Here is a 24,963-nt window from a genome sequence, read left to right as displayed (position 1 = left end):
ATCAGACACGTTTAAAAATCAGGGAGGTATTGATTCCTCCAAAAGCAAAATTGTTGCTCATCATGATGTGCGTTTCTGCTGAACGCATTTCATTGACGATATAATCCAAATCACCGCAGCCGCTGTCAAGCTGATTTAAATTCAGCGTAGGCACCAGCTGATTGCGCAGCATCATCTCAATACTCAGCCATGCCTCAATGGCCCCGCACGCCCCGAGTGTATGCCCAAAATAACTTTTTAATGAGCTGATCGATTTTTTACCCAAGATCCGCGCGGTCGCTTGTGATTCGGCAATATCGCCTTGATCGGTTGAGGTGCCATGCGCATTGACATAATCAATATCCGCAGCAGCAAGCTGTGCGTCTTTCAGCGCCAGCTGCATACAGCGCCCCATCATTTCAGAATCAGGCCGGGTCACGTGCTGACCGTCGGTATTGCTGCCATAACCGATGACCTCGGCATAAATGGTCGCCCCGCGCGCTTGGGCATGTTCATATTCTTCTAAAATCAAACAGCCAGCGCCTTCACCCACCACCAAACCATCCCGCTTTGCATCAAAGGGACGCGGGGTTGTCTCTGGGGTGTCATTTTGCGTACTGGTCGCCAGCAGCACATCAAACACGGCTGAACCCGCCGCGCTGAGCTCTTCTGCCCCGCCGGCAATCATCACGGTTTGCTTGCCGTATTTAATCGCTTCATAAGCCTGGCCAATGGCCATGGAACCTGAAGTACAGGCGCTGGAGGTCGGCAGCGTTAAACCTTTCAGGCCAAAATATACCGTCATATTGACTGCACTGGTATGCGACATCATGCGGATGTAGGTCGTCGCATTCATCTTGCCCATATTGCTGTTCAGCAGCATTGCGCCAAATTCAGCAACCGCATCTACACTGCCTGCAGAAGAACCGAAAGCAACCCCGGTTTCACCGCTTTTTAAAATCTCATCATTCAGCAGTCTTGCATCTTCCAAGGCTTTTTCAGCGCATACCACTGACATCAAGGCAACACGCCCCATGCCGCGGGTCACTTTGCGGTTAAAATGCTTCGGTACGGTAAAGGACTCCACCGGGCCCGCCAATTTACTGCGTAAATCGGGATAAATGTCCCAGTCCGGCATATAGCGAATACCGCTTTTGCCTAGTGCAAACTGCTCAAAAATTTGCTCTGCGGTTTCCCCCAAAGAGGTAATCCCAGACATGCCTGTCACTACAACACGTTTCATTAGATCAAGCCTCCATTGACTGAAATCACTTGGCGGGTGATATAACTGGCATCATCACTGCATAAAAACTTCACCGCTTTTGCGACTTCTTCCACCTGCCCCATGCGCTGCATCGGGATCATTTTCAAGGCGTGTTCTTTGACTTCTTCTGTGACCATTTCGGTTTCAATCAAGCCCGGAGCCACACAGTTCACCATGATTTTACGTTTGGCCAATTCCAGCGCCAGTGCTTTGGTGGCGCCAATCAGGCCCGCTTTAGCTGCGCTATAGTTGACCTGGCCGCGGTTGCCCATGATGCCTGACACTGAAGACAAGGTCACAATACGTCCGCCTTTTTTCAAGCGAATCATCGGCATCATCAAGGGTTTCAGCACATTATAAAAACCGTTCAGAGAGGTTGAAACCACGTCATCCCAGTCGTCATCGGTCAGTGCGGGGAAAGCGCCATCACGGGTTAATCCTGCATTCAGCACCGCGCCGTAAAAAGCGCCGTGCTGTGCCATATCTTGCTCCAAAATGGCGGCAATTTTTTCACGCTCATTCACATCGAACATCAATACATGGCTGGCCTGTCCAAGCGCTTGAATCTCCTGAGCCACTGCTTCGGCCTCAGACTGTCTTGAACGGGCATGGACCGTGACATCAAAGCCTGCCTTTGCCAGCTCCAAAGCAATCGCTTTACCTATTCCACGGCTCGAACCCGTAACTAAAATTCTTCTGCTCACACTAATTTTCCAATGATTTCATTCATATTTTCAGGTTCAAATACGCTCAACATGGCGCTGAACCGATGTTCTTGATATTCAATTTCACAATTAAACTGCCCCAAACCTTCGTGCAGATAACTTTGTTCTACCCGAATCCGCACGGTTGTGCCCAAACTAAAATAGGCGCAAGGCAGCTGCATTTTACGCGTTCCCAATAAAAAGCCAATTTTTGGTGGCAATCCCTGAGTTTGTCCTTTATAACCGGCATAGACGCTGATAGTCTGCGCCATCAGCTCAATGCTGCTCCATGTGGGCAAACCTTCTGGCTCACAAAACATCAAATCCGGCGTGATGTGAAGTTCTGCAATGGCAAACTCATCATTGGCTTCAATCAGATTGCTCACGAAAACCATGGGTTTTTCATGTGGAATAAACTGTACTGCATCCATCATGGCAAAGCCGTCCCGAAAATTAAACTGATATTGCTGCCACCAAAAGCAAAGGAATTACTCATCGCATAGCGAATCGGTGCAGCCAAATGAGGAGCAAGCACATAATTTTGTCCAGTCAAAGCACCGTCCAATTCACCTGCATGATGCAGCGGTAACCAAGATTGATCCAATAAAACCTGCTGGCAAATAAAGGCTTCGATTGCACCCGCTGCCCCCAGACAATGCCCCGTTTTATGTTTGGTGCTGCTCAAGGCCACAGCTGCATCAGAGAAAATAGTCTGTACCGCCTTCATTTCCATCGCATCATTTTGCGGTGTGGATGTGCCATGCAAATTTAAATAATCAATATCGCTTGCTTGCAGCTGTGCAGCGTCTAAAGCTTTTTGCATCGCCTCCGCAGCCCCTTTCCCTTCTGGATGCGGTGCTGAAATATGCCATGCATCCATTGACTCGCCACTCGACAGCAACATCACAGTTGCAGGCGCTTTGGAGAGTAAAAATAGTCCTGCGGCTTCGCCAATATTAATGCCGTCACGGTTGGCACCACAAGGCTGACAAATTCCGCTCGATAAGCTTTCTAAACTATCAAATCCATTTAAGGTCAGCTTGCATAGAGTATCGACTCCACCCACTAAGACCGCATCGGCCAAATCGGCATTCAGCAGGCGCTGCCCCGCAGCCAGCGCTTTAGCCGCTGAGGAGCAGGCAGTAGAAATGGTGTAGGCAGGCCCTTCCCAGCCCAAATACTGCTGCAAGGCTTTCGCTAAACTGCCCATTTCCTGTTTTTGGTGCTGTACAGACTGCGGCGCTGGCTGTTGAAACTGGACTTTCAATACAGGCTCATTATCCGCGATGCCTGAAGTTGACGTGCCGATAATCACCGCAAGACGTTGTCTAGAAAACTGTGCAGTATAAGCACGAATATCGGTTTCAATGTGTGCCAGAGCCGTCAGGGCAAAGCGTAAATTCCGTGAGTCTGCACCGCTCAAGCTTTCAGGAATGTCTTGTATCAACGCTAAGTTCGATGCGCCAACCCATACCGTACGCGCCGCAATCAGATCCTCTCGTTGCGACAGGGTATTTTCTGTGTGTGTTAAGGCATGTTGAAGCTCAGCGGCATTTTGTCCCAAAGCCGACAGCGCCGCACTGAACTGAATACCAACGACTGAAGCATTCTGTACATTTTCAGTCATGATGGTCACCTTGAGCATCTTCTAAAGTATTGCTCACCGCGCTGATCACCATCTGATAAGGCACTTGCAAATTATCCAGTTCAATTACCCCCTCATTTTGCTGAATTTTCAACACGGGCTGCTGCTGTATATAAATGGTATCGGCTTTCTGCACGACCGCATTTTGAGCAGCATGTAACCTAGCAAAATTTGGATAGGTCGCATACAGAATATCGCGCACCACATAATCAAAAGGCAACCGTTTCATTGGATCAATCCGCTGTTCAACGTCTACCTTTTGACCATCAAAACTGAGCTTGAATAACTGCTGTCCGGTGAGGCTGAGCGCCAGCATGTCAAGCGACTGTCCACGTTGCTGCTGATACAGTAAAAAACTGAAACTCTGGGTTTTCCACTGTACTTCAATTTGGTCTTGGCGTTGGTAATTTTGCGCAGCCCACTGCGGGGTCGCCAAGCCTTGCGCTTTAGGGATCCAACTTTGACAGGCACTACAGAGCAAAGCACTGGCTAAAACCCAACTGACAGTCTTTAAACGCAGCTTAAGTTTCATCGGTCAGCGACTCTTTGTTGGGTTGTTCTTCTCGACAATATTCGGCCAAAGTGCTCAAGCGTTGCTTGGCATTACGATGAATCGGGTTAGTCGTATCCCATGCATAACCTGCCAGTAAAGAAGCAATCATACGGCGGATCTTCTCATCTTGATTCTTTGAAAACACCACATCCTGAAATTCACCTGAATACCATGATTCGACATAGGCACGGAACACTTGAATGCCTTTACGCAGCGGCTTTTCATATTGCTCCATCCAGTCGACCGCCTGACCTTGCAGTACTTGCTCGACCAATGGCACGGCTAGACTGGACGATTTTAAGGCAATGGTTACCCCTGAAGAAAAGACAGGATCGAGGAACTCGCCAGCATTACCCAGCAGTGCATAGTTGTTTGATGCCAAATGTTTCACATCGGCAGAATAGCCCACCAAAGTACGCACAGGAGTATCATGTTTGGCGTGACGCAGCACATGCGACAAGCTGGCATCATCGGCCAGAATACGCTTCTGCAAGGCGTCTAAGTCATAGTCCGCACTGCCGTCATAACCATATTTTTCAAAGAAATCTTGCTCCGCCACGATACCAAATGAAGAGCGTCCATCAGCAAAGGGAATCAACCAGTACCACGCACGGTGGTCTTTTTCATGCACGGTAATTAAAATTTTCTCACGGTCAAACTCAGGGTCATCCAACAAACCATCTTCAATATGGGTAAAGACTGCACGGCGCACTGGAAAGTCCGATGGACTTTCTAAGTCAAGAAACTTTGGCAAAATGCGCCCAAAACCGCTGGCATCTAAGAGGAATTTGCCTTGAATTTGGTAGCTGTCGCCTTGCGCATCTTTGACCGTCAAAATCGGCTGTGTGGTTGCGACATCGACCGCCAACATTTCATGACCAAAACGGATGTCTGCGCCCATTTTTTCAGCTTGCTGTGCCAAAAGCTGGTCAAAGTTGGCACGTCGTACCTGCCATGTGGTGCCCGGGCCTTCACTAAACTTTTGGGTAAAGTCATAAAAACTACGCTGCGTGCCTCTTAAAAAAGCCGCACCATTTTTAAACTGAAAGGCATATTCGTCGGCATGCGCATGAATCGTTTCCAATAAACCGGCTTCTTCTAAAAACACCATACACTGCGGCAATAAAGACTCACCGATGGAAAAACGTGGAAAATATTGCTTTTCAATGACCGTTACTTGATGGCCTTTTTGGCGCAGCAGAGCTGCGGCTGAACTGCCTGATGGCCCCGCCCCAATAATTAAAACATCTGTCTGTTGCATGGTGCTCATTGCACTGTACCCTTTGACTCAGCTCTTTGGCTGATATTGTTGAACCACCACATGTTTTGCATCGGAGGATGTAAAAAGTGTGGCATAAATAAATGAAAAAATAACGCCCAGCAACACCGTTAAGCCAAAACTGTGAATAGCATAGGTATGACTAAAGGACAGCAAACCAAAACTAAAAAACGTCGACATCATGCACAGGAACAAAGCCATACCCACCACCTGCGGGTGATCATGTCCGTGGCAGTAGAAGATTGCATAGTCCACCCCAATTCCAATGATCAGGAAGGTACCCATAATGCTGAATAAATTAATCTCGACGCCCAGCCATGCTTGAATCGCAAACGTGGTCATTAAGGCCATGCTGACAGGCAACACCAAAGGCAGAATAGATTTTTTGCCATAAAGTGCCCCTAAGCCAATGGCTAAAATCATCAAAGCGCTGAGTAATAGCCACTGTGCCTGCTCACGGTGCTGTTTAAACAATTCAGACAGTTGATGAACTGGACGTAACAGTTGTACATCCGCATCTTCAAGCTGCTGTATGGCTTTAACGTCATGCACATTTTGCAGCATCACTAAACGTTGCGTCGGACTCATCTGCAAAAAATGCAGAGGATGATCTTTAAAGACTGCTTCGGTCAGCAACGGTTGGTCTTTTAAATGTGCTTGCCAGTTTAAAACATCCGCTACATTGAGCTGTAATGCTTGCGCATATTCCACCAAAGCGGGCTGAGGAATCGCCTGTAACATTGCAACATTCTTTTTTTGCTGCTCAAGCGATGGAATCCACTGCCCTAAGGCTTGCACAGCATCTAGCTTGCCAGCCTGTTGCAAGGGAGCAAGTTTTGCCAGCAGTTGCTGTTCATGCTGCTCTAATTCTGCTGGGGTTCTGCCCTGTACCACAAAATATTCGCTGCTTTGCTGTTGCATAAAACGCGAACGAATATATTGATCTTCCTGCTTTAAGGTAGCATCCATACTTTGCAAATTGCGGATGTCATCATTGCTTTTCAGCAAGGCGAGACTACTACCCGTCACCAGTACAATCAGTGCAATCATGCCATAACGCAGTGTATTTCGACTCTGCACATAACTGCGTGCTTTGCCAATAAAGCCCAAAGCACGTATCGCAGGTTCCGCATTCAGCGCAGGCAAACGTGGCAACAGTAAAATACTGGTCACCCATGCGGCACTCAGGCCAACCATAGAAAAAACCGCAATCTGTTTAAAGCCTGGAAATGGGGTAAAACTCAGCACCACATAGGCCAACAGCGTGGTCATCAGCCCCACAAATAGACTCGGCAATAACGGCTTTAGAACAGCAAATCCATCCACCTGTCGGTGCTGAGACTGCATAGCCATAAAGTAAAATGAAAAATCGACACAGACCCCTATCAGACTGGCACCAAAGACCAGTGTCATCAGGTGAATTTCGCCGAAAACCCAATACGTCACCGCAAAGGCCACCAGACTGCCTGAGCCGACTGCAACCATTTCCGTCAGCATCGGTCGTATCGAACGGAAGCCAAACCAGACCAGCAGTAAAATCCCAATAGTCGAACCCACGCCAATGGTGGAAATTTCCTCTTTGGCAGAGTTGGTGCCGAACTGTGCAAATAGCAGTGTGCCCGTCCAATATGGTTTGACCTGCAACTGGCTAAACTGCTGATTGATATTTTGGATAAATGCAGCGGTCTGCTCTTGGTAGGCAATGTTATAGGGACTGTTTTTAAGCTGAAGTACCATCAGGCGCGAGATGCCCTGCGCATCACGAATCGTGGCAAAGCCCTGCTCTAAATTGATATCGGCATTGCTTTGTAAAGCGCTTAAACCCACTGCATAACGCGGGAACAGCAGCAAGGGATCTTGCTTGAGCATTTCAGCCGTGATCGGCATGCCGGGACTCATCAGTTGCAATAAGCCCTGCTCTGTCAGTGCGGCATCATCCTGCTCCTGCACAATCTGCTGATCGGTCTTGGATAATAGCCCTGCTTTGTGTTGATACAGCGCTTGGGCAAATTGATCAGGATCAAGCTGCGGACGAACAGGTAAAAACAACTGACTTTGGTCGGCTTGGGTTTTGAGTGCTTGCGTTGCCTGTTCGAGTTGCTGATCCGTTTTGGCATTCAGCACCACAAAGACTTTGTCATTTAACTGCTGACTGACATATTGCTGTGCTTGTTCCAGATGCGCATCTTGATGTGCCTCAGGCAGCAAAGCAAAAATATTGGTCTCAATCTTAATGCCTTTATTCAGCCAAGCCACGCCCAGTGCCAAAGCAATGACACACAACACCAACAGCCAAAGGGCGCTAAATTTATTTTGCCAATTGGAAAAGCGCATTTTCCGCAGCCGTTAAAGTTTGAGGTTGAGCCGTTTGCTGGCTAAAACGAATGATGGTGCGGTTATTGGCTTGTTCCAAAATCGTGATACGATCCACATAACGCTGCCCTTGCGCATCGACTTGGACAAAAAGCTTTTTAAATAGATTGCTTTTCGGCGTTAAGCTGACATTCCACTGCGCCGGACTGTAATTGGCAGACATCACATTAAAGTTTTTATCGAGTGCCGCTTCATTGCCCGACATCAACTGTAAAAACATCGTCGCGACAGAGCCATAAGGAGTCTTATCGACTTCAATTTGACTGCTAGTACGCTGTGTCTTTTGTACCAGCTTACGCGGTGTCACCACCAAATCGGCTTTGACGGGACTTTGAATCTGCCACAGCACGCCTTGGTTTTTGCTGAACAGCACCGCGCCTTTGGACACATAGGTTTTATTCAAAGAAGCCAGTTTTTTCTGTTGCTCAAATTGGGCACGCACCACAGGCGTTGCACCAAGCTGAGCAAACACCTGCTTCAATTCAGTATTTTGTGCATTCACTGCGGGAGCAAGCACAATCATCACGCTGGCTGTACAGGCAACGAAAATCGCCTTAGGGAATTTGTATCGAATCATGCTTGCATTACTCCGCCTTAAACTCAGGCCACGCATGTAAACAGTCCAGCAACACCTGTGGCGACTGGAAGCACATTTCACGTTTTTCAATGTGTACCGCCACTTGTGAAGTATAGCCCTTGGTCAGCTTTCTGCCCGAAACCGCATCGAAAATCAGATATTCAATTTTTAGGCGGTTTTCCCACTCTTTCAGAACGGCGCGCACGCGAATTTTTTGCTCAAACTCAATGCCTTGTACATAGCGGACATGACTTTCAATCACCGGCCATGCATAGCCCGAGTCGCGCATTTGGTTATAGTTATAGTGAAATTGATCCAGCAGTTTGCAGCGCGCAATTTCAAAATATTTTAAATAATGCCCGTGCCACACCACATTCATGGTGTCGACATCATGAAAAGGCACTTCAATGATTACATCAGCATGCATGCTCATTTCCTATGAATATTGAACAGCAATGCTGTCTAACAGTTCTAACTGCTCAAAGCGATTAACCAATGCTTGAAGCTCTTGCTGCAAAGGACGATCTTCCACTACATAGGTGAAGCTCTGAAGCACCCAGTGTTGAAATGCTGTTAAAACAGGGCTGAGTTCTGTATCTGCACTTTTGAGTTTGACCGCCTGAACCGCTGCACAGCTGAGTGCCGCAATCACTTGTTCGGTCAGGGTAATCACACGGCTGGCATCACGCGCAGCAATGGTGCCCATGCTGACTTTGTCTTGATTATGACATTCGGTTGAACGTGAGAAAATCGACGCAGCGAGTGTTTGTTTCAAAGCTTCTGCTGTCCATGCCGAAACCCCAATTTGTACGGCTTTAAAGCCATGGTTCAGCGGCAAGCGCTCAGGACTAGAACCCGTTAAATTACGCGGCAAACCATTGTTCATTTTATAGTCCACCAACTGCGCCAACTGACGATCCATCAAGTCAGCAATATTCGCGATCATAATTTTCAGGCTGTCCATAGCTTGGGCAATATGTCCGCCATAGAAATGTCCACCATGCAGTACCCGCAAATTGACAGGGTCAATCAATGGGTTGTCATTACTTGAGTTCAGCTCATTTTCAATAAACTGACGCAGCCAGACTTTAGAATCTTCAAACACCCCAATCACATGCGGTGCACAGCGCAATGAATAACGGTCTTGCAGGCGTGAACTTTGGTGTTCAGTTTGTACTTCACTGTTTAACCAGTCACGTAATTGGGCTGCAATATGTTGCTGTCCTGGATGTGGTTTTTGCGCAAACAAGACTTCATCAAAATGGCTTGGATTGCCCTCTAAGGCCAAAACATTTAGTGCGGTAATCAAGGTACTGGCAAAAGAAATCTGTTCGGCTTTTTTATAGTTGAGGCAAGCAATCGCGGTCATGACCGCTGTACCATTCATCAGGGCTAAGCCTTCTTTAGGACGCATCACCAAAGGCTGCAAGCCTTTTTCGGCATACACTTGCGCAATCGGTACAATCTGGCCTTGATAGTACACATCGCGCTCACCGACCAATGCCCCAGCGATATAAGATAAAGGAGTCAAATCCCCACTGGCACCCACCGAACCTTCCGAGGGAATCACAGGAATCACATCTTCATTCAGCATCCAGACCAAACGCTGCAACAAGGCATGCGAAACACCCGAATAACCGCGCGCCAAAGAACATAAACGCACCACCACCACAGCACGTGCGGTAATTAAGTCTAAGTTTTGCCCCATGCCGCAGCCATGAAAACGCGACAAATGCAGCGGCAGCTCATGCACTTGGTGGGCTGGAATTTCAACCAAGCACGAGTCACCATAACCCGTAGTCACGCCATAAATGACGCCTTCGTCTTGCAACAGCTGATCGAGGAAATCTGCGCCGCGTTGAATCAATGCTGTCCATTCAGCAGAGGTAGGCAATGCCACCTGTTTTTCTTTACGCGCTACAGCCACAACATCTTCAATACTGAGCGGAGTTTCCCCAACAATTAACACAAGACTTATCCTTTATTCCAAAAATTATAAAAATTAAACCATTGATAGGGTGCAAGTATGCAATGCTGTTCCAACAGTTGCACATACTGTCGTGTGGTCTGTTGCATGGCCTGTAAACGCTCTTTACGTGGCCAATTTAACTGCTCCGCCACTGGGTGAATATGTACTTCAAAATGTGTATCAACTCGATAGCAAAACACCGCCAGCACAGGAGCTTTTAATAAACTGGCTAAAATCCATGCGCCCTGCGGCCACAGCGCCTGCTCGCCTAAAAAAGCAACTGATTGTACCCGATCCGACTGCACAGGTACGCGGTCTGCCGCCACAATCACCCATTCACCCTGATCCAACTTATCCTGTAAAATCAGTGCTGTTTCTATTCCCAACTCATCCACCGAAACCAAATTGACATCGGCATGTTCATTCAGCCTTTTTAAAAATGCATTGAACTTGGTGGCATGTTTTTGATAAACCAACACATTAATTTTCTGCGGATGCTCTGCTTTGACGGCGCGCAGCAATTCAATATTGCCAAAGTGCGACACCACAATCACCGCACCTTTTTGATAGTGCGAACGAAAGTGCGCATGACCATGCAGCTTTAAGTTCTGTTCAGGAATATGCCCGAGCCAGCCTTCAATTTTATCTAAAATACATTCGCCAAATTGCATCAAATGCGTATAGCTATGCCACAGCTGCGGCTCAGCCTGAAACGGCGACTGCGCACCTGCAAAATGATGCAGTTTTTTTAAGTACAACAGGGAAGCCTGACGCGCGGTATTGGAAAAGAGCCAGTACCATAAAATCACAAAGTACAAGATGACCCGGCACAGCCAGCGCCCACCCAAACGGTAGAAACCCAGCATCAGCATCAGCGGCAACATCCCGCCCCGTTCTTTCACGGCACTCCATTTCTGCATATGCTTCTCTGACCGCCTTAGCCTTTGACTTTCTGATAAATCAGTTTGGGGAACCGCAGCAGCATGCCACCCAATAAGCGGCTATGCGCGCGCACCATGCCCAGATTGTCCCGCCAAACATCAAAATGTGAAATGCCGCCTTCAGGGTAAACCACATGCGTGGGCAGGTTGATAAACGGTACATTGTCCCATTTCAAACGCACCAAAATTTCCGAGTCAAAGCCCATCCGCGGTTGAAACTTGGCTGTATTTAAAATGTTTACCGTCTGCGCCAAAGGATAAACGCGGAAGCCACACATGCTGTCTTTAATGTCAAAAGACAGGCTGTTAATCCACACCCAAATATGCGTTGCATAACGGCCATAGAGACGTTTTTTCGGAACGGTCGCATCAAAGATCGGCTGACCAATAATCATGGCTTCGGGATGATGGATAGAGGTGTCTAAAAAGCGTTGTACATCCTGCCAGTCATGTTGTCCATCGGCATCCAGTTGCAAAGCATGACTATAACCACATTCAAACGCATGCTTGAGACCTGTAATCACCGCCTGCCCCTTGCCCTGATTGTGGGTATGTTCAACCAAATCAACCCTTGGGTAGTCCTGCGCGAGCTGATGTAAAACTGCCGTACAATCGGCATCACTGCCATCGTTCACCATAATGATGGGCAACTCAAAAGCGCTTAAATGTGACAATAACGCAGCCAAATAATGCGGATGGTTATACACAGGAATCACAAAGCAGTGTTTCATTTTTTCTCTCGGCTTAAACGTCTGTAGGGACAGCAAACAGCAAACGTCCGGATGCCAATATTTTGTCATGATTTTTCAGCTCAAAACTGACCTTATGCGCTTTACGGCTAAGCACCAGTTCCACCGCTTGATAGGGTTGGATCAGTCCTTGAAATTTTAACTGCTCAAAACCATTACACCACAGTAAATCCGCCCAGTTTTGTTTGGCAAAATGTTGAATAAATCCTATTTGTCCTACGCCCGGATAAATCGGGAAGTTCGGGAAATGGCCTTTAAAGCATTCCAGCTCAGGCACAAACTCCAAAGCATAACTGATCTGCATATCATGACACTGCTGCGTCAATACCACAGGCAAGCTCATCGGCTGAAAGAGTGATTTTAAATACTGTTTATTCAGCTTCGATTGTGCATTTTGTGGCATTTGCGTTAAGAACCGCCACTGCCGCGGAATCGCAATGCTTTCCAGTTTTTGCTGTAATTGTTTTTTCAACTGTACGGTAAAGGCGGCTTTGCCCTTTTCGGTGAGCAACGCCCTTGCATCCTCTGTCAGCACAGCCACCACTGCCAAAATCTGACGCTGTTCTTTTTCATGAATTAAGACATGGCACTGCTGTATTTCGACCAACTCAGCGATTTTTGCTTCAATGGCATCGAGACTTAACCGCTTTTCTTCGAGTTTGACAATGCGGTCCAAACGCCCCAATAACTGAAACGGACTTTTGGGATTCTGTGCATCCACGACCTGCACTTTATCCCCGGTTAAAATCCAATCCGCGCTAAAGGCATGGTTGGTTTTAACGGCTAACTCTTGCTGCTCGGCGCACTGAATTGCGACATTGGCAAAGGGAGTCCATAGCGCATCATCTGCCTGACGGTGAGCGATACCGCCTGTTTCAGAACTGCCAAACACTTCGGTAATCGGACGGTTCAGCAAAGGACGCACGCCAGCATCCAACTTTCCGCCAGAGGAATAGACCCTATGGCAGTCTTGCAATACCACATCTGAGGTCCAGCGCTTCAGCAAAGCGGGGCTGGAAATCAGATAATTGGGCAGCTGCACATGGGCAATTTTCTTTTGAAGATCGACCACATCTTCAGGGAAAGCCAGTTGTTTTTGATAGAAACTGCGTCCACTGGCTAAGGGCCACAACAGCTTAAACAACAAACCATAAATATGCTGATGGCTCACTGTGGCAATCGCCACCGCCAGCTCAGGCAAATCAAAACTGGCTTCCAAACCGCAGACTTCATTGAACAACTGCTGCAAGGTGCGCGGAATCTTTTTCGGCTGCCCAGTTGAGCCCGAAGTATAAAAATACAGCTGGGCCTGATTGAAAAAGGCAGCATCAAATTGAAGTTCGAAAGTTGACGCTGCTGTCGACGGCAAACGTTTTAAAAAATAAATCTGCTGCTCAGCCAATTCTTTTTCTAAGTCGCTGACCCGATGCGGCGGCAACAGCACTTGCTTGCCTGCCTGTAAGGCCGCAAACAGCAACACTAAAAACTCGTAACTGTCTTCTTGCCAAAGCGCCCATACCGGCTGTTCCAACGGCTGAATTTGCGCTGCCTGTTCAGCCACATCCAGCCAAAAAGTGTGAAAGGAAACAAAACTGGAGTCCGCCTGAATACACAGGGGACGCGATGAATGGAGATGGTGTTGAAAATGACAAGACATAAAATTTGTTTTTAAAACCGTATTTCTAATCGCTATAGTTCGAGGCCGCTGTTTCAGCTGCCCTGACGGAAATGCTGTTATTTCTGTGCCTGATGCAGTCGCTGCTGGCGTTTGCGCAACACAAACTCACCCAGCAACAGTCCACCCATCAAGACATAAGAGATCAAGCCGTTATACAGCACCCAAATCTTCATCGGTGCGAAAAAAACAGTGATCAAGGCCATGACCGCATTGATGCAGAAAAACCCACACCAAACTTTGGTCACTTGACGGGTCCATTCTACCCCTTCTTCGGGCAAATTAGGCTCTGCCAAACGTGCAAAACGTTCAATCATTGAAGGCGGCCGAATCAAGGTGCTGGCAAAAATAAACAGCGCCCCGAGACTCATAAAGACAGGATAGAGTTTAAGCCACGCATGATCTTTTAAAATCAAACTCAGCCCGCCGCATAAAATGGCAAAACCCGTCAATGGCCACAGCAAATTATTGCCCTTACTGAAGAGACGCAAGATGCCCAGTGCAATCAATACCGCACTGACCCAGACATACTGTCCATGTGCTAAAGCATAAGCCACAAAAAAAGGATAGAGGATCAATCCGACCCCTGCTATCCCTTTTAGAATGTTGTTCATGCAGCCGACATATTCTGAATTACGACCACCACATCTTGCACGGTACGCACATTTTTAAAGTCTTCAGGATTGACTTGTTTACCTGTTAGCTCTTTAATTTTTACGACCAAATCAATGGCATCAATACTGTCTACATCGAGGTCTGAAGCTAGGTTTGACTCTAACTGCACATCTTCAGGTGCAATTTCAAACAGCTCTTCCATCCACTCACGTAATTTTTCTAACACGGTTTCTTGTGCAAGCATAGCAACCTCTTATGCTGTTTTCTGTGCTTCAACCAAAGCCACTAAGCTTTGAATTGATTTAAAATGTTCTTTGGTTTCTGCAGACTCTGCATTTAGATGAATGCCATAACGCTTTTTCAACGCTAGACCCAGTTCTAAAGCATCAATCGAGTCCAAACCCAGACCATCACCAAACAAAGGTGCGTCTGTATCAATGTCTTCAATACGGATGTCTTCAAGGGCGAGGACATCAATAATCATTTGCTTTAATTCATCAGCAAGATTGCTCATTTACGGATAACTCTTGGTTAAAAAACCACTGTAATTGTTGATTTAATTGACGCACATTTTTGGGATTGACCGTTACATCATCCAATACGTCTTCCACTCGGATCGCATCCAACACTTTCACATGGATATGAAAAGGCTGTTCTGGAATGTGATACCACTTTTCATTTTTGGTCAGGGTCGATGGCGTGCAGCTAATCAGCACAGGGCGAATCGGCACACCTGCACGCAGGGCAATATTGGCCGCACCACGCTGAAATTCATTCAGCTGCTCACCTTTGGCCGTTCGTGTTCCTTCAGGAAAGATCAACAAGGACGCCGCATGATCCTGCTGTAACTTGTGTACACAGTCCTGAATAAATTGTTCAGAACCTGCATTTAAAATATAACCCGCACTTTGCACAGGACCTTTGGTAAATGGATTCGACCACAGTGCCTGCTTGACCACACAGTTTGCTTGCTCCATTAAACCAATTAAAACCACCACGTCAATCAGTGTCGGATGATTGGCAATCACCAACTCCTGCTGGCTGTGCTGTAGTTTGTCTAAGCCTTCCACCGTATAGGTCATGATGCCCAGTTTCACCATCATTTCGGTAAAACCTTTAAAACTGTGTTTAATCACCTTTTGAGTGCGCTGCTTTTGAACTTCGAGGTCTGATGAGCTCAGCTTGACCAAGGGTGCAATCAAACCACCAATCGCCACGCCGCCCAAGCCAAAGCTGGCAAAGCTAAACCCTGTCGCTCCAACGCGCCATGCATAGTTGGCTTTTTGCTTGATTCGATTTAATTTCAGCATTTCGTCCACGCTTCAAATTCAGTTTGCTCAGGATTAGTCCAAAACGTGTTAAATGCTAAAGCCTGCTGATAGGCTGGCGTTGAATCCGTATGCTTTGGCGTCAACATCAAATTGGCAGGCGTTAATGAAATCATCGTGGCCATCGCAAAAGTAGAAAATGACTGATGCTCGATATACATTTCTGGCAAGGCTTCATCATAATACACCAGCAAAACCTGACGAGCTTCTGGTCTTGTTTTTAACCATGCATAGGCTTCAATTAGCCCATCATTCCACGAACCCGCCAAACTGGTCGCAGGTGTCGCATCTTGACATAAAATAGAATATAAGCCTGAAATTGCATTATGTACCGACGTTGAAAATTGAGTCGGTGAAGGGGTTTGCTCGCTTAACACATCTTCTAAAATATTTAGTGTTTTTGCTTCATCGCCATATTGCGACACCCAAACAATATAATCGACCTTGTGGGTGTCTAAAGTCTGCATTGCGCTATTCAAAGCTAGCTTTGCAAGACGCGATAAGCGTCGGCGTTGCATCGCAGGAATGTGTTCTAAAGCAGGAAATACGCCGTCTTCCCGGCTCATTGTCAGCTGAGACACATTTAATAGCACCATGCGCTGTATTTCCTTACTCTTTTTAATTCACGTACCGTATTTGCGCGGATTATAGCATTGACGATATTTTTTTTACAAAAAATATATTGATCCTTTTCAATATCATATATTTAGGTTTGTTTTTCAGTCCCCCCCCCGAAGAACAAAAATATAAAAAGCCTGCATTGCGCAGGCTTTTTAATGCAAACGTTTGAATCAGCCGCCTTGAATGAAACGGCGCGCGCTGATAATGCCCGGCTGCTGCTCTAAACGGGCTAGCAAACGCGACAGCTGCGCCAAACCTTTCACTTCAATCAGCAACTTCATATTGGCAATGCCATCAGCTTCCGAAATGGTATTCACCTGACGGATGTTGATCTGGTCAGAGAAAATCACCTGTGTCAGGTCTTTCAGCAGGCCGCGGCGGTCATAGGCTTCCACCACAATCTGCACGCTCTGACCGCGGGTCGGCTGCATTTCCCAGTCCGCTTCAACCGCGCGTTCCGGTTCCTGACTGATCATGCGCACGTAATCGGGACATGCCACTTTATGAATGCTCACACCGCGGTTCAGGGTAATGTATCCGGCAATGGCTTCACCGTGCACAGGCTGACAGCACTGCGCCACATGCAGTTCTACATTGTCCAAGCCGTCAATCAGGATGCCGTGCGCAGACAGCGTATGGCTGGCGCGCGGATTCAGGGCCGGCTTCAGCACCAGCTCAGGCTCATCCTGATCCAGATGCATATGGCGGTTGACCTGATTCATTAACGAATGCAGGCTGACATCGCCGCTGACCAGACTGATCAGAATATCTTCACCGGATTTCACATTGAAGTGATTGCAGTAATCGTTCAAATCAATGCTTTTAGGATGAATGGCCAGGCGTGATAATTCTTTATTCAGAATTTCACGGCCCACTTCCAAGTTTTTGCTGCGGTCTTGCTGGCGGAACCAATGGCGCAGCTTATCGCGCGCGCGGGCTGTCTTAATATAGCCTAAAGAATTCACCAGCCAGTCACGGTTCGGCTCGCGGTCTTTCTTGGTTAAAATTTCAACCTGCTCGCCGGTTTTCAGGGTGTAGGTCAGCGGCACATAGCGCTGATTGACCCGCGCAGCATAGCATTTGTTGCCGACTTCGGTATGCACATGATAAGCGAAATCCAGCACGGTAGAGCCGCGCGGCAGCTCTTTAATATCGCCATCCCGGCTGAAGACATAAATTTTTTCAAACCCTTCGAAATCTTGAATTTGCTCAAAATTCTCTTCAGATTCATCGTCTTTATGCGCACTGGCGTCATTGCGCTCCTGATAGTGTTCAAGCACGGCGCGCAATGAGTGCAGGCGGTGATTGAACGACTGATCGGTGTTTTTGCTGCCTTCTTTATAATTAAAGTGCGAACAGACGCCCAGCTCCGCTTCTTCATGCATTGCATTGGTGCGGATTTGCACTTCAAGCGATTTATTTTCAGCAATCACCGCAGTATGCAGGGAACGGTAGCCATTGGCTTTCGGGTTGGTAATATAGTCATCAAACTGATGCGGAATATGGCGCCAGATTTGATGCACAATGCCTAAAGAGTGATAGCATTCAGGCACTGTTTTAACCAATACGCGGACTGCGCGGATATCATAGAGCTGATCAAAACTCAGATTCTTGCTTTTCATTTTTCGATAAATCGAATAAATGTGCTTCACCCTGCCGCTGATTTCAGCCTCAATGCCATGTTCAGCCAGCTCATTGCGCAACTTATCAATCACAAACTGAATGTAATGTTCACGCTCTAAGCGCTTTTCATTCAATAAAGACGCGATTTCTTTATAGCGCTCCGGCGCTAAATAGCGGAACGCTAAATCCTCGAGTTCCCATTTCAGCTGCGCAATGCCCAAACGGTGCGCCAAGGGTGAATAAATGGTGAGAATCTCACGCGCCACACGCTCTTGACGCTCGCGTGACGCCTGCGCCAATTCACGCAATGCGTAGGTCCGCTCTGCCAGCTTGATCAGTACAACGCGGACATCTTCCGTCACTGAAATCAGCATCTTATAGATGCCGCTTAAATGTTCGCGCTGATTATTATTAAAATGATCTTCCAGGCGCTTGTTCTGCTCAATCAGTTCAGACAGCTTACCCATCGCCAAGGTGCCTTTGACCAGGCTGTGCACTTGTTCGCCAAACTTTGCCAGCACTTCATCCAAGGGCATGACGCCTTCACGCACGCAGCGGTAAAGCATCGCAGCGGAAAGCGTATCTTCATCAACATGCAGATGCGCCAAAATATCCGCCATTTCAATACCAGTATAAAAGGTATTGGAACGGTGATTGACCGTAGAGTCCAACTCTCTTTGCAAGGTTAAACGCGCAACTTCTTCAAGCTGCTTGAGGGGCGCCCCCAGTAAGCCGCGCACACGATCCAGCCATTCCGCCAAATCATGCGATGCTTGATCGGCATGTTCTACAGTCGCTTCCTGAGACAGTTCATTTAAACGCCCCGGGAGCTGTTCACGCACTGTGACCATACCCTACTCCTACTTTTTTACTCTTCATTATAACTTAAATCATTCGGCTTATTTTCTTGTTCGAACAAAGCAATCGATTCAACATGACCGGTATGGGTAAACATATCCATCACGCCTGCTTTTTTCAGCAGATAGCCTTGCTGCGCCAATATTCCTGCATCTCTAGCCAAAGTCGCTGGATTGCATGAAACATAAACAATTCTTTTTGCACCAAATTTGGGCACATAATGCATAATTTCTTCTGCGCCTGAACGCGGCGGATCAATCAATAATGCATCAAAACCCTCTTTTGCCCAAGAATGATGCGAAAAGTCTTTTGTTAAATCTTGTGAATAGAACTTCAGCCAATCAATGCCATTATTTACAGCATTTTCTGCACCGCGGTGAACCATTTCCTCACTGCCTTCAACCGCAATGACCTCACCTTGCGCACCAACACAGCGCGCAAGCGGAAGAGAAAAATTTCCTAATCCGCAAAATAAATCCAGAACACGCTCGCCTTGCTCCAATTCAAGCAAATCACATGCCAGCTTGACCATTTGCGGATTAATTGTAGAGTTCACCTGCGTAAAATCTAAAGGATTGAACGCAAAATCTGCATTAAACTCTTCCAAACGGTAATGCAGGCGCATGTCTGAGCTCTGGTCATCAATGCGGGCTAAACTGCCTGGACCTGCAGGCTGCAAATACAATTGCCAACCCTTCTGTAACGCAAATTGCTGTAATTGGTTGACATCCTCATCATTTAATTTTTCAGTATGGCGTATCACCAAGGCAACATCCTGATCACCCATCGCCAATTCTATATGACCAACCGCACCCTTGCCTTTTAGACTTTGGATTAACTGCTTCAGCCGCGTAACCGAACCGAAGTTTTGATCCAGCACCAAACATCGGTCAATTGACGTCAGCTGATTGCTGGCATTTTCCCGGAATCCAACAATCAGTTTGTCCTTATTCGGCAAATAGCGCACGCCAATCCGCGCTTTACGGCGGTAATCTTCACGTGAAGAGCGCAAAGGCACCAGCCATTCTTCGGGCTGCAATCCTGCAAAATGGCTTAAATGCGATTTCAGCACATCCTGTTTTAAGCGGATTTGCTCATCCGGATGAATGTGCTGCATGCTGCAGCCGCCGCAGACGCCAAAATGCGGGCATGCGGGCGTCACGCGCATTTCAGACGCGTCACTCAGCAATTCAATGCTGTCAGCTTCTTCCAGCCGTTTCGCCGCGTGGGTAATGCGCGCGCATACAGTTTCTCCCGGCAAGGCATAACGGATAAAAACTTTTTTACCGTGTTTATCCGCAGGATGGTCAGGATGAGTCCCATAATGCGCGATGCCCCGCCCCTCATGTGAAAGCGACTCAACCTGGAAGATATAAGAAGGCTGCTGGGCTTTTGCGGGCTTGGCTCTATGTTTCATGCGGACCTAATGTGTGGGGGGTGGGAAATCAAATTGAGTGAATTCTGTCTGCCGTGAAGTTTCACGCCAAACCGATAAAAATTCAGCATGCTGCGGCAAAGCCTGCAGGTACTGGATGGTGCTTTGCACCAGATGCTGATGATCAGTCAATTGCAGCTGGCCTTTCAGCAGCAGCCAGCGCAGGTAAATCAGCCATGTATTCAGCACATCGCCTTCACAGTAGCTGGTCAACGCCTGCCACTGCTGCCCGCGCACATATTCAGGCACACGGTAAGCGCCGTCACCGCGCTTGCCGGGAAAACCCAGCAAATGCGCTGCATCATCCAGCTTCATGAAGTGGCGGCCATGAAACATGGCCATCACGTCCATTAAATCAACATGGCGCTGGTGATAGCGGTTCTGATAGTTATTATAGCGCTTTTGCGTATCAATCTCGCCCTGATCGAATAAACTTGGCGCAGAAAGGCCATGATACATGGCGCGGAAAAGAATCACCGGCAAATCAAATTGCGAACCATTCCAACTGATTAAGGTTGGATGGCGCTTGTCAAAGATCGATAAAAATTTTGTTAAAATTTCCGCTTCCGAATCATGCTCACGGCTGAATGAAAACATTTTCATACCATGTTCATCCAGCCACAGTCCGGAAATGCAGACAATTTCATGCAAAGGCAGGCGCTGAAAATCCGTACCGGATTCCTGACGGCGCAATTTAGCCAATGCGCTGTTCAAATCTGCTTCGGGCAAATCCAGACCGTACAAATGCGCCCCAGACTTTACATCGGTTAATGTTTCGATATCAAAAGTTAAAACAGGTAAACGCATAAGCACTCACAAAAGCCTGAAATTAATCGGCATCAACTACAGAAAATAAGCCCGTAGACAGGTAACGGTCGCCGCGGTCGCAAACAATGCAGACAATCACAGCTTCAGGATTTTCTTCCGCCAGCTTAATGGAGGCCCAGACTGCGCCGCCTGAAGAGGTTCCCGCACTGACACCTTCAGCGCGCGCCAATTTGCGTGCTGTTTTTTCCGCTTCAATTTGCGGAATATCCATAATGCGGTCTACACGCGACGGGTCAAAAATTGTCGGCAAATACTCTTTCGGCCAGCGGCGGATGCCGGCAATATTTGAACCTTCAGAAGGCTGCAGGCCGACAATTTGAATATCCGGATTTTGTTCTTTGAGGTATTTTGAAATCCCCATGATTGTTCCCGTGGTGCCCATCGCGCTGACAAAATGAGTGATTTTTCCGCCGGTCTGCTGCCAAATTTCTGGACCCGTCGTCAAATAATGCGCTTCTGAGTTGTCTGGATTGCCAAATTGGTTTAATACCAGCCCCACGCCATCCTGCTGCATTTGCGCAGCCATATCACGCGCTTCTTCCATGCTGGAAGATTCTATAAGCTCGGCGCCATAGGCGCGCATCGCGTCTTTGCGCTCTTGGCTGGAGTTTGCCGGCATAATCAGCTTCATCTGATAGCCGCGCATGGCTGCCACCATCGCCAGCGCAATCCCTGTATTTCCGCTCGTCGCTTCAATCAGCGTGTCACCCGGCTTAATTTGCCCGCGTTTTTCCGCCTGCATGATCATATTGTAGGCTGGCCGGTCTTTGACAGAACCCGCAGGATTGTTGCCTTCCAGCTTAACCAATACTGTTGCTTGAGTGTGACTTGCCAGACGCTGCAGACGCACCAAAGGAGTCTTTCCTACATAGTGGTCTAACAAAAAATCGTCTGCTTGGAAATCAGGGGATGTGTTACTCATTATTCGCACCTATATCGAGGTGCGCCTATTGTATGAAAAAATGACTTTTCCTGCACCCATTTGAAATGGCTTTTTCGCGAAAGTGATTAAAGCGCAGTCAGTTTCAAATAATCCATGCTAATATGCGGTGCATAAGGAATAAACTGCTTGCATCATGTCAAATATCAACAAAAAGCTTTTTAAACGCCTACACTTAAACCATGCTTATGGACAATTGATTGCACTGATTTTCGTGCCGATTACCATTTTGGCATGCGTAGGTGCAGCTTTGGTAATGACTGAAACCTCCAATGCGGCCAAAGCGCAGCAGCGGCAGATGGCGATTGCCATTTTAACCCGCTACCAGCCGACTGCGGAAAGCGCGCTGAATTTGCTGATTCACTATCCGTGGCAATTTGATCAGGCGCGTTTCAGCATGCAGAACATGCTGAATGAAAAGCATCTGAACCGTTCAGCCATTGTGGACAGCAAAGGCATGAACCGCCTGAACATTGGCCCTGAAGGGCAAGAAACCTGGCCCAAAATTGATTCCAAAGCCCGCTTTATCGGCCCGATTAAATTCAACAGCAGCAATATTTACGCCGCCAAAATCAGTGATGAAACCAATACCCCCTATTGGCTGATGGTCGAGCTGGACAATCAGCCTTTGGAAATTGCGCATTACCGCGTTTTAATTGTTTTGGTTGCGACTGGTCTGCTGACCCTGCTGCTGCTTTTGCTCTGCTTAAACTTCTATTCACGGCGCTGGATTGCGCCCATGTACGAAATCCGCATGCAGCTGCAGCGCTTAAACGCCGATACCTTGGATCAGCACATGATCATTAACAGTACCGGCGAACTGCGCCTGCTGCAGCGCGACATTGCCAATGTGGTGAAGCGCCTGCATTTCAGCTTTTTGGAATTGCGCGAGCATACTGAACAGACTGAAGATGACTTGCGCAGAACCTTAGATACTTTAGAAGTTCAAAATATTACCTACCGCCAGGCCCGTGACCAAGCGATTCACGCCAACCAGTCCAAATCCGTATTTTTGGCGAATATCTCGCATGAGCTGCGCACGCCGCTGAACAGCATTGATGGCTTTATTCACCTGCTGCTGCGCCAAGGCAACCTCAGCAATGAACAAAATCTGTATCTGCAAACCATCCGCAAGTCTTCTGCGCATTTATTGGCGCTGATCAATGATGTTTTGGATTTTTCCAAAATTGATGCCGGCAAACTGGAGCTGGAAACCGCTCCGTTTGACTTAGAAGAAGCGGTATTTGATGTCATGGATATGCTGTCGCCGCTTGCGGCGCAAAAGCACATCAACATGACCTTCTATTATGCTGACAATGTGCCGAAGCATGTCATTGGCGACGCTTTGCGCTTTAAGCAGATTTTGACCAACTTAATTTCCAATGCCATCAAATTTACGCCTGACGGTGAAATTATTGTCCGCGTGCGCATCGAACATGATGATATCGAACAATGCCTGCTGCATTTCAGCGTACAGGACAGCGGCATCGGCCTCAGCGGCACAGACCGCAAGAAGCTGTTTGAATCGTTCTCGCAGGGCGATGCATCTGTGACCCGCCAATTTGGCGGCACGGGCTTAGGCTTGGCCATTTCTAAACAGCTGGTCAGCCTGATGCATGGCCAGATTGGCTTTGAAGACAACCAAGAGCGCGCGCCGACTGAAAAAGGCTCAACCTTCTGGTTTACGGCAATGTTCACCGTGAATGAAGAAGAAGAAACTCCGCTGCCTCAATTCAGCAATACCCAAGTGGTGTCTTATTTAGCCCACCCGGCCACTGCCAACGTACTGCGCCATTATTTAGAAAATTATGCTGTGCAGCATATTGAAGCGCAGTCCATTTTAGATTTGTTCAGCCGGCTGAACCAGCTGCGCCATGCTGAAAATACTTGGCTGATCGTCGATCACAGCGGTGACACTGAAGCCATGCTGAAGGAAATCCGCAGCCGCTATACAGGCCATTTAGCCGTATACGGCTATCAGATGCTGCTTGATCCAGGCATGCTGACCGAATACCGCGCCCGCCCGCTGCACCAGCCGCTGAGCCGCAGCGCGTTGATTCAATTGCTTGGCAATGAAGCTGTATTTGACGAAAATGAGCACGAAGACTTTAATGGCCAAGGCCTGCATATTTTAGCCGTCGATGATCATCTGCCCAACCTGATTGTGTTAGAGGCGCTGCTGTCTGAGCTGAATGTCACCACAACCAAAGCGCTGAGCGGACAGGAAGCCATCGAAATCATCCAATCGCGCTATGAACAAGGACTTAAAGCCTTTGACTTAGTCTTTATGGACATTCAAATGCCTGTCATGTCTGGCGTTGACACCACCCGCGCCATCCGCTCACTGGAATCAACCTTTGAAAATCATAAGCGCCTGCCGATTATTGCCCTAACCGCGCATGCGCTGTCAGATGAAAAGAAAAAACTGCTGCAGGTGGGCATGGATGACTATGTCACCAAGCCAATTCAAATGGAGCAGATCATCCAGATCCTCACTCACTGGACGACCGAAAGCTTCAAAAAAGTGCCGATTTTAGAGCGCACTGCGGTGATTGATGCGCTTGACCCCAATATTTTAGACTGGCAGCAAAGCCTTCATTTGGCCGCCAATAAAGAAGATTTGGCGACTGATTTGCTGAAAATGCTGAATGACAGCTTCGATCAGGAGCTGCATGAAATCGAGCAGCTGATTGAACTGGAAGACTATCCGCAGCTCGAGCACGTGCTGCACCGCCTGTACGGCGCAACCCGCTACGTCGGCGCTCCGGCGCTGCAGGACGCGACGGGCGGTTTTGAGCAGTTCGTATCAACCTTGCGCAAAGAGCGCCGCAAGGCGGATGATGCTTTTGTACAGGAAGTCCTCAACCGTTTAGACGAGCTGAAAAATGTGATTGCTCAAGTCCAGCATGCGTCCCTGCAGATTTTAAATAAACCTGAACCCTAAAGCATATGCTGATGCCTGGCTTTATCTGCGCAGTGACAATGCAGCCTGCAATTTGTGACTGCG

At 47.8% G+C, this 24,963-nt stretch carries 23 protein-coding genes; 1 reads left to right on the top strand and 22 read right to left on the bottom strand.

Translation table 11 applies throughout. From position 1 onward, the window contains the following. Window position 1: 1 nt before the first annotated feature. The 22 genes from JZ784_RS16590 to cysM all read right to left on the bottom strand — a co-directional run bounded on the left by JZ784_RS16590 (window position 2) and on the right by cysM (window position 21,938). The gene (locus tag JZ784_RS16590) at window positions 2-1,222 is read right to left on the bottom strand and encodes a beta-ketoacyl-ACP synthase (RefSeq protein WP_346315656.1); all 1,221 of its coding nucleotides are present in this window, start codon (window positions 1,220-1,222) and stop codon (window positions 2-4) included. Further along, a complete protein-coding gene (locus JZ784_RS16585; protein WP_346315655.1) occupies window positions 1,222-1,947 on the bottom strand; it encodes a 3-ketoacyl-ACP reductase FabG2 in 726 nt (241 codons plus the stop codon). The genes JZ784_RS16590 and JZ784_RS16585 overlap by 1 nt, the downstream gene beginning before the upstream one ends. Continuing rightward, complete coding sequence (locus tag JZ784_RS16580) at window positions 1,944-2,381, bottom strand: 3-hydroxylacyl-ACP dehydratase (protein WP_346315654.1); 438 nt, start codon at window positions 2,379-2,381, stop codon at window positions 1,944-1,946. Before JZ784_RS16580 ends, JZ784_RS16585 begins: the two co-directional genes overlap by 4 nt. Then, on the bottom strand, window positions 2,378-3,574 hold the full coding sequence (locus tag JZ784_RS16575) for a beta-ketoacyl-[acyl-carrier-protein] synthase family protein (protein ID WP_346315653.1): 1,197 nt from the start codon (window positions 3,572-3,574) through the stop codon (window positions 2,378-2,380). Before JZ784_RS16575 ends, JZ784_RS16580 begins: the two co-directional genes overlap by 4 nt. After that, window positions 3,567-4,124, bottom strand: a complete 558-nt coding sequence (locus tag JZ784_RS16570; RefSeq protein ID WP_346315652.1) for a DUF3261 domain-containing protein — start codon at window positions 4,122-4,124, stop codon at window positions 3,567-3,569. The genes JZ784_RS16575 and JZ784_RS16570 overlap by 8 nt, the downstream gene beginning before the upstream one ends. Further along, window positions 4,114-5,415 (bottom strand): NAD(P)/FAD-dependent oxidoreductase, encoded by a 1,302-nt coding sequence (locus JZ784_RS16565; RefSeq protein ID WP_346315651.1) that lies wholly within the window; start codon window positions 5,413-5,415, stop codon window positions 4,114-4,116. Before JZ784_RS16565 ends, JZ784_RS16570 begins: the two co-directional genes overlap by 11 nt. Before the next feature lie 18 nt (window positions 5,416-5,433). Further along, window positions 5,434-7,758, bottom strand: coding sequence for a hypothetical protein (locus JZ784_RS16560; RefSeq protein ID WP_346315650.1), 2,325 nt, complete (start codon window positions 7,756-7,758; stop codon window positions 5,434-5,436). Continuing rightward, window positions 7,733-8,374 carry an outer membrane lipoprotein carrier protein LolA gene (locus tag JZ784_RS16555; RefSeq protein ID WP_346315649.1) on the bottom strand — a complete coding sequence of 214 codons (642 nt, stop codon included), beginning with the start codon at window positions 8,372-8,374 and terminating at the stop codon, window positions 7,733-7,735. The genes JZ784_RS16560 and JZ784_RS16555 overlap by 26 nt, the downstream gene beginning before the upstream one ends. Window positions 8,375-8,381: 7 nt before the next feature. Further along, window positions 8,382-8,801: an acyl-CoA thioesterase gene (locus JZ784_RS16550; RefSeq protein ID WP_346315648.1), complete on the bottom strand. Its 420-nt coding sequence runs from the start codon at window positions 8,799-8,801 to the stop codon at window positions 8,382-8,384. A gap of 9 nt (window positions 8,802-8,810) precedes the next feature. Further along, complete coding sequence (locus JZ784_RS16545) at window positions 8,811-10,343, bottom strand: aromatic amino acid ammonia-lyase (RefSeq protein ID WP_346315647.1); 1,533 nt, start codon at window positions 10,341-10,343, stop codon at window positions 8,811-8,813. A gap of 5 nt (window positions 10,344-10,348) precedes the next feature. Further along, the gene (locus JZ784_RS16540; protein ID WP_346315646.1) at window positions 10,349-11,263 is read right to left on the bottom strand and encodes an acyltransferase; all 915 of its coding nucleotides are present in this window, start codon (window positions 11,261-11,263) and stop codon (window positions 10,349-10,351) included. Window positions 11,264-11,280: 17 nt separating this feature from the next. Next, entirely contained in the window at window positions 11,281-12,015 is a 735-nt protein-coding gene (locus tag JZ784_RS16535) for a glycosyltransferase family 2 protein (RefSeq protein WP_346315645.1), read from the bottom strand. A gap of 13 nt (window positions 12,016-12,028) precedes the next feature. Further along, a complete protein-coding gene (locus tag JZ784_RS16530; protein WP_346315644.1) occupies window positions 12,029-13,690 on the bottom strand; it encodes an AMP-binding protein in 1,662 nt (553 codons plus the stop codon). 77 nt (window positions 13,691-13,767) lie between these two features. After that, window positions 13,768-14,322: a septation protein IspZ gene (locus tag JZ784_RS16525; protein ID WP_346315643.1), complete on the bottom strand. Its 555-nt coding sequence runs from the start codon at window positions 14,320-14,322 to the stop codon at window positions 13,768-13,770. After that, window positions 14,319-14,567 carry an acyl carrier protein gene (locus JZ784_RS16520; protein WP_005012586.1) on the bottom strand — a complete coding sequence of 83 codons (249 nt, stop codon included), beginning with the start codon at window positions 14,565-14,567 and terminating at the stop codon, window positions 14,319-14,321. Before JZ784_RS16520 ends, JZ784_RS16525 begins: the two co-directional genes overlap by 4 nt. 9 nt (window positions 14,568-14,576) lie before the next feature. After that, on the bottom strand, window positions 14,577-14,837 hold the full coding sequence (locus tag JZ784_RS16515; protein WP_005012584.1) for a phosphopantetheine-binding protein: 261 nt from the start codon (window positions 14,835-14,837) through the stop codon (window positions 14,577-14,579). Continuing rightward, window positions 14,821-15,633, bottom strand: a complete 813-nt coding sequence (locus JZ784_RS16510; RefSeq protein ID WP_346315642.1) for a lysophospholipid acyltransferase family protein — start codon at window positions 15,631-15,633, stop codon at window positions 14,821-14,823. Before JZ784_RS16510 ends, JZ784_RS16515 begins: the two co-directional genes overlap by 17 nt. After that, complete coding sequence (locus tag JZ784_RS16505) at window positions 15,627-16,247, bottom strand: beta-ketoacyl synthase chain length factor (protein WP_346315641.1); 621 nt, start codon at window positions 16,245-16,247, stop codon at window positions 15,627-15,629. Before JZ784_RS16505 ends, JZ784_RS16510 begins: the two co-directional genes overlap by 7 nt. Before the next feature lie 195 nt (window positions 16,248-16,442). Beyond that, window positions 16,443-18,746, bottom strand: coding sequence for a bifunctional (p)ppGpp synthetase/guanosine-3',5'-bis(diphosphate) 3'-pyrophosphohydrolase (locus JZ784_RS16500; RefSeq protein ID WP_346315640.1), 2,304 nt, complete (start codon window positions 18,744-18,746; stop codon window positions 16,443-16,445). Window positions 18,747-18,763: 17 nt separating this feature from the next. Next, window positions 18,764-20,170: a 23S rRNA (uracil(1939)-C(5))-methyltransferase RlmD gene (gene rlmD / locus JZ784_RS16495; protein WP_346315639.1), complete on the bottom strand. Its 1,407-nt coding sequence runs from the start codon at window positions 20,168-20,170 to the stop codon at window positions 18,764-18,766. A gap of 6 nt (window positions 20,171-20,176) precedes the next feature. Continuing rightward, a complete protein-coding gene (locus JZ784_RS16490) occupies window positions 20,177-20,995 on the bottom strand; it encodes a 3'-5' exonuclease (RefSeq protein WP_346315638.1) in 819 nt (272 codons plus the stop codon). Window positions 20,996-21,017: 22 nt separating this feature from the next. Further along, on the bottom strand, window positions 21,018-21,938 hold the full coding sequence (gene cysM / locus JZ784_RS16485; RefSeq protein WP_346315637.1) for a cysteine synthase CysM: 921 nt from the start codon (window positions 21,936-21,938) through the stop codon (window positions 21,018-21,020). A gap of 154 nt (window positions 21,939-22,092) precedes the next feature. Here cysM and JZ784_RS16480 point away from each other — a divergent pair, with 154 nt between their 5' ends. Next, window positions 22,093-24,900: an ATP-binding protein gene (locus JZ784_RS16480; protein WP_346315636.1), complete on the top strand. Its 2,808-nt coding sequence runs from the start codon at window positions 22,093-22,095 to the stop codon at window positions 24,898-24,900. Window positions 24,901-24,963 lie beyond the last annotated feature (63 nt).

Origin of the sequence: Acinetobacter sp. CWB-B33 (assembly GCF_039655955.1) — a bacterium.
Lineage (GTDB): Bacteria > Pseudomonadota > Gammaproteobacteria > Pseudomonadales > Moraxellaceae > Acinetobacter > Acinetobacter bouvetii.
This window is presented reverse-complemented; position numbering and strand designations above follow the sequence as displayed.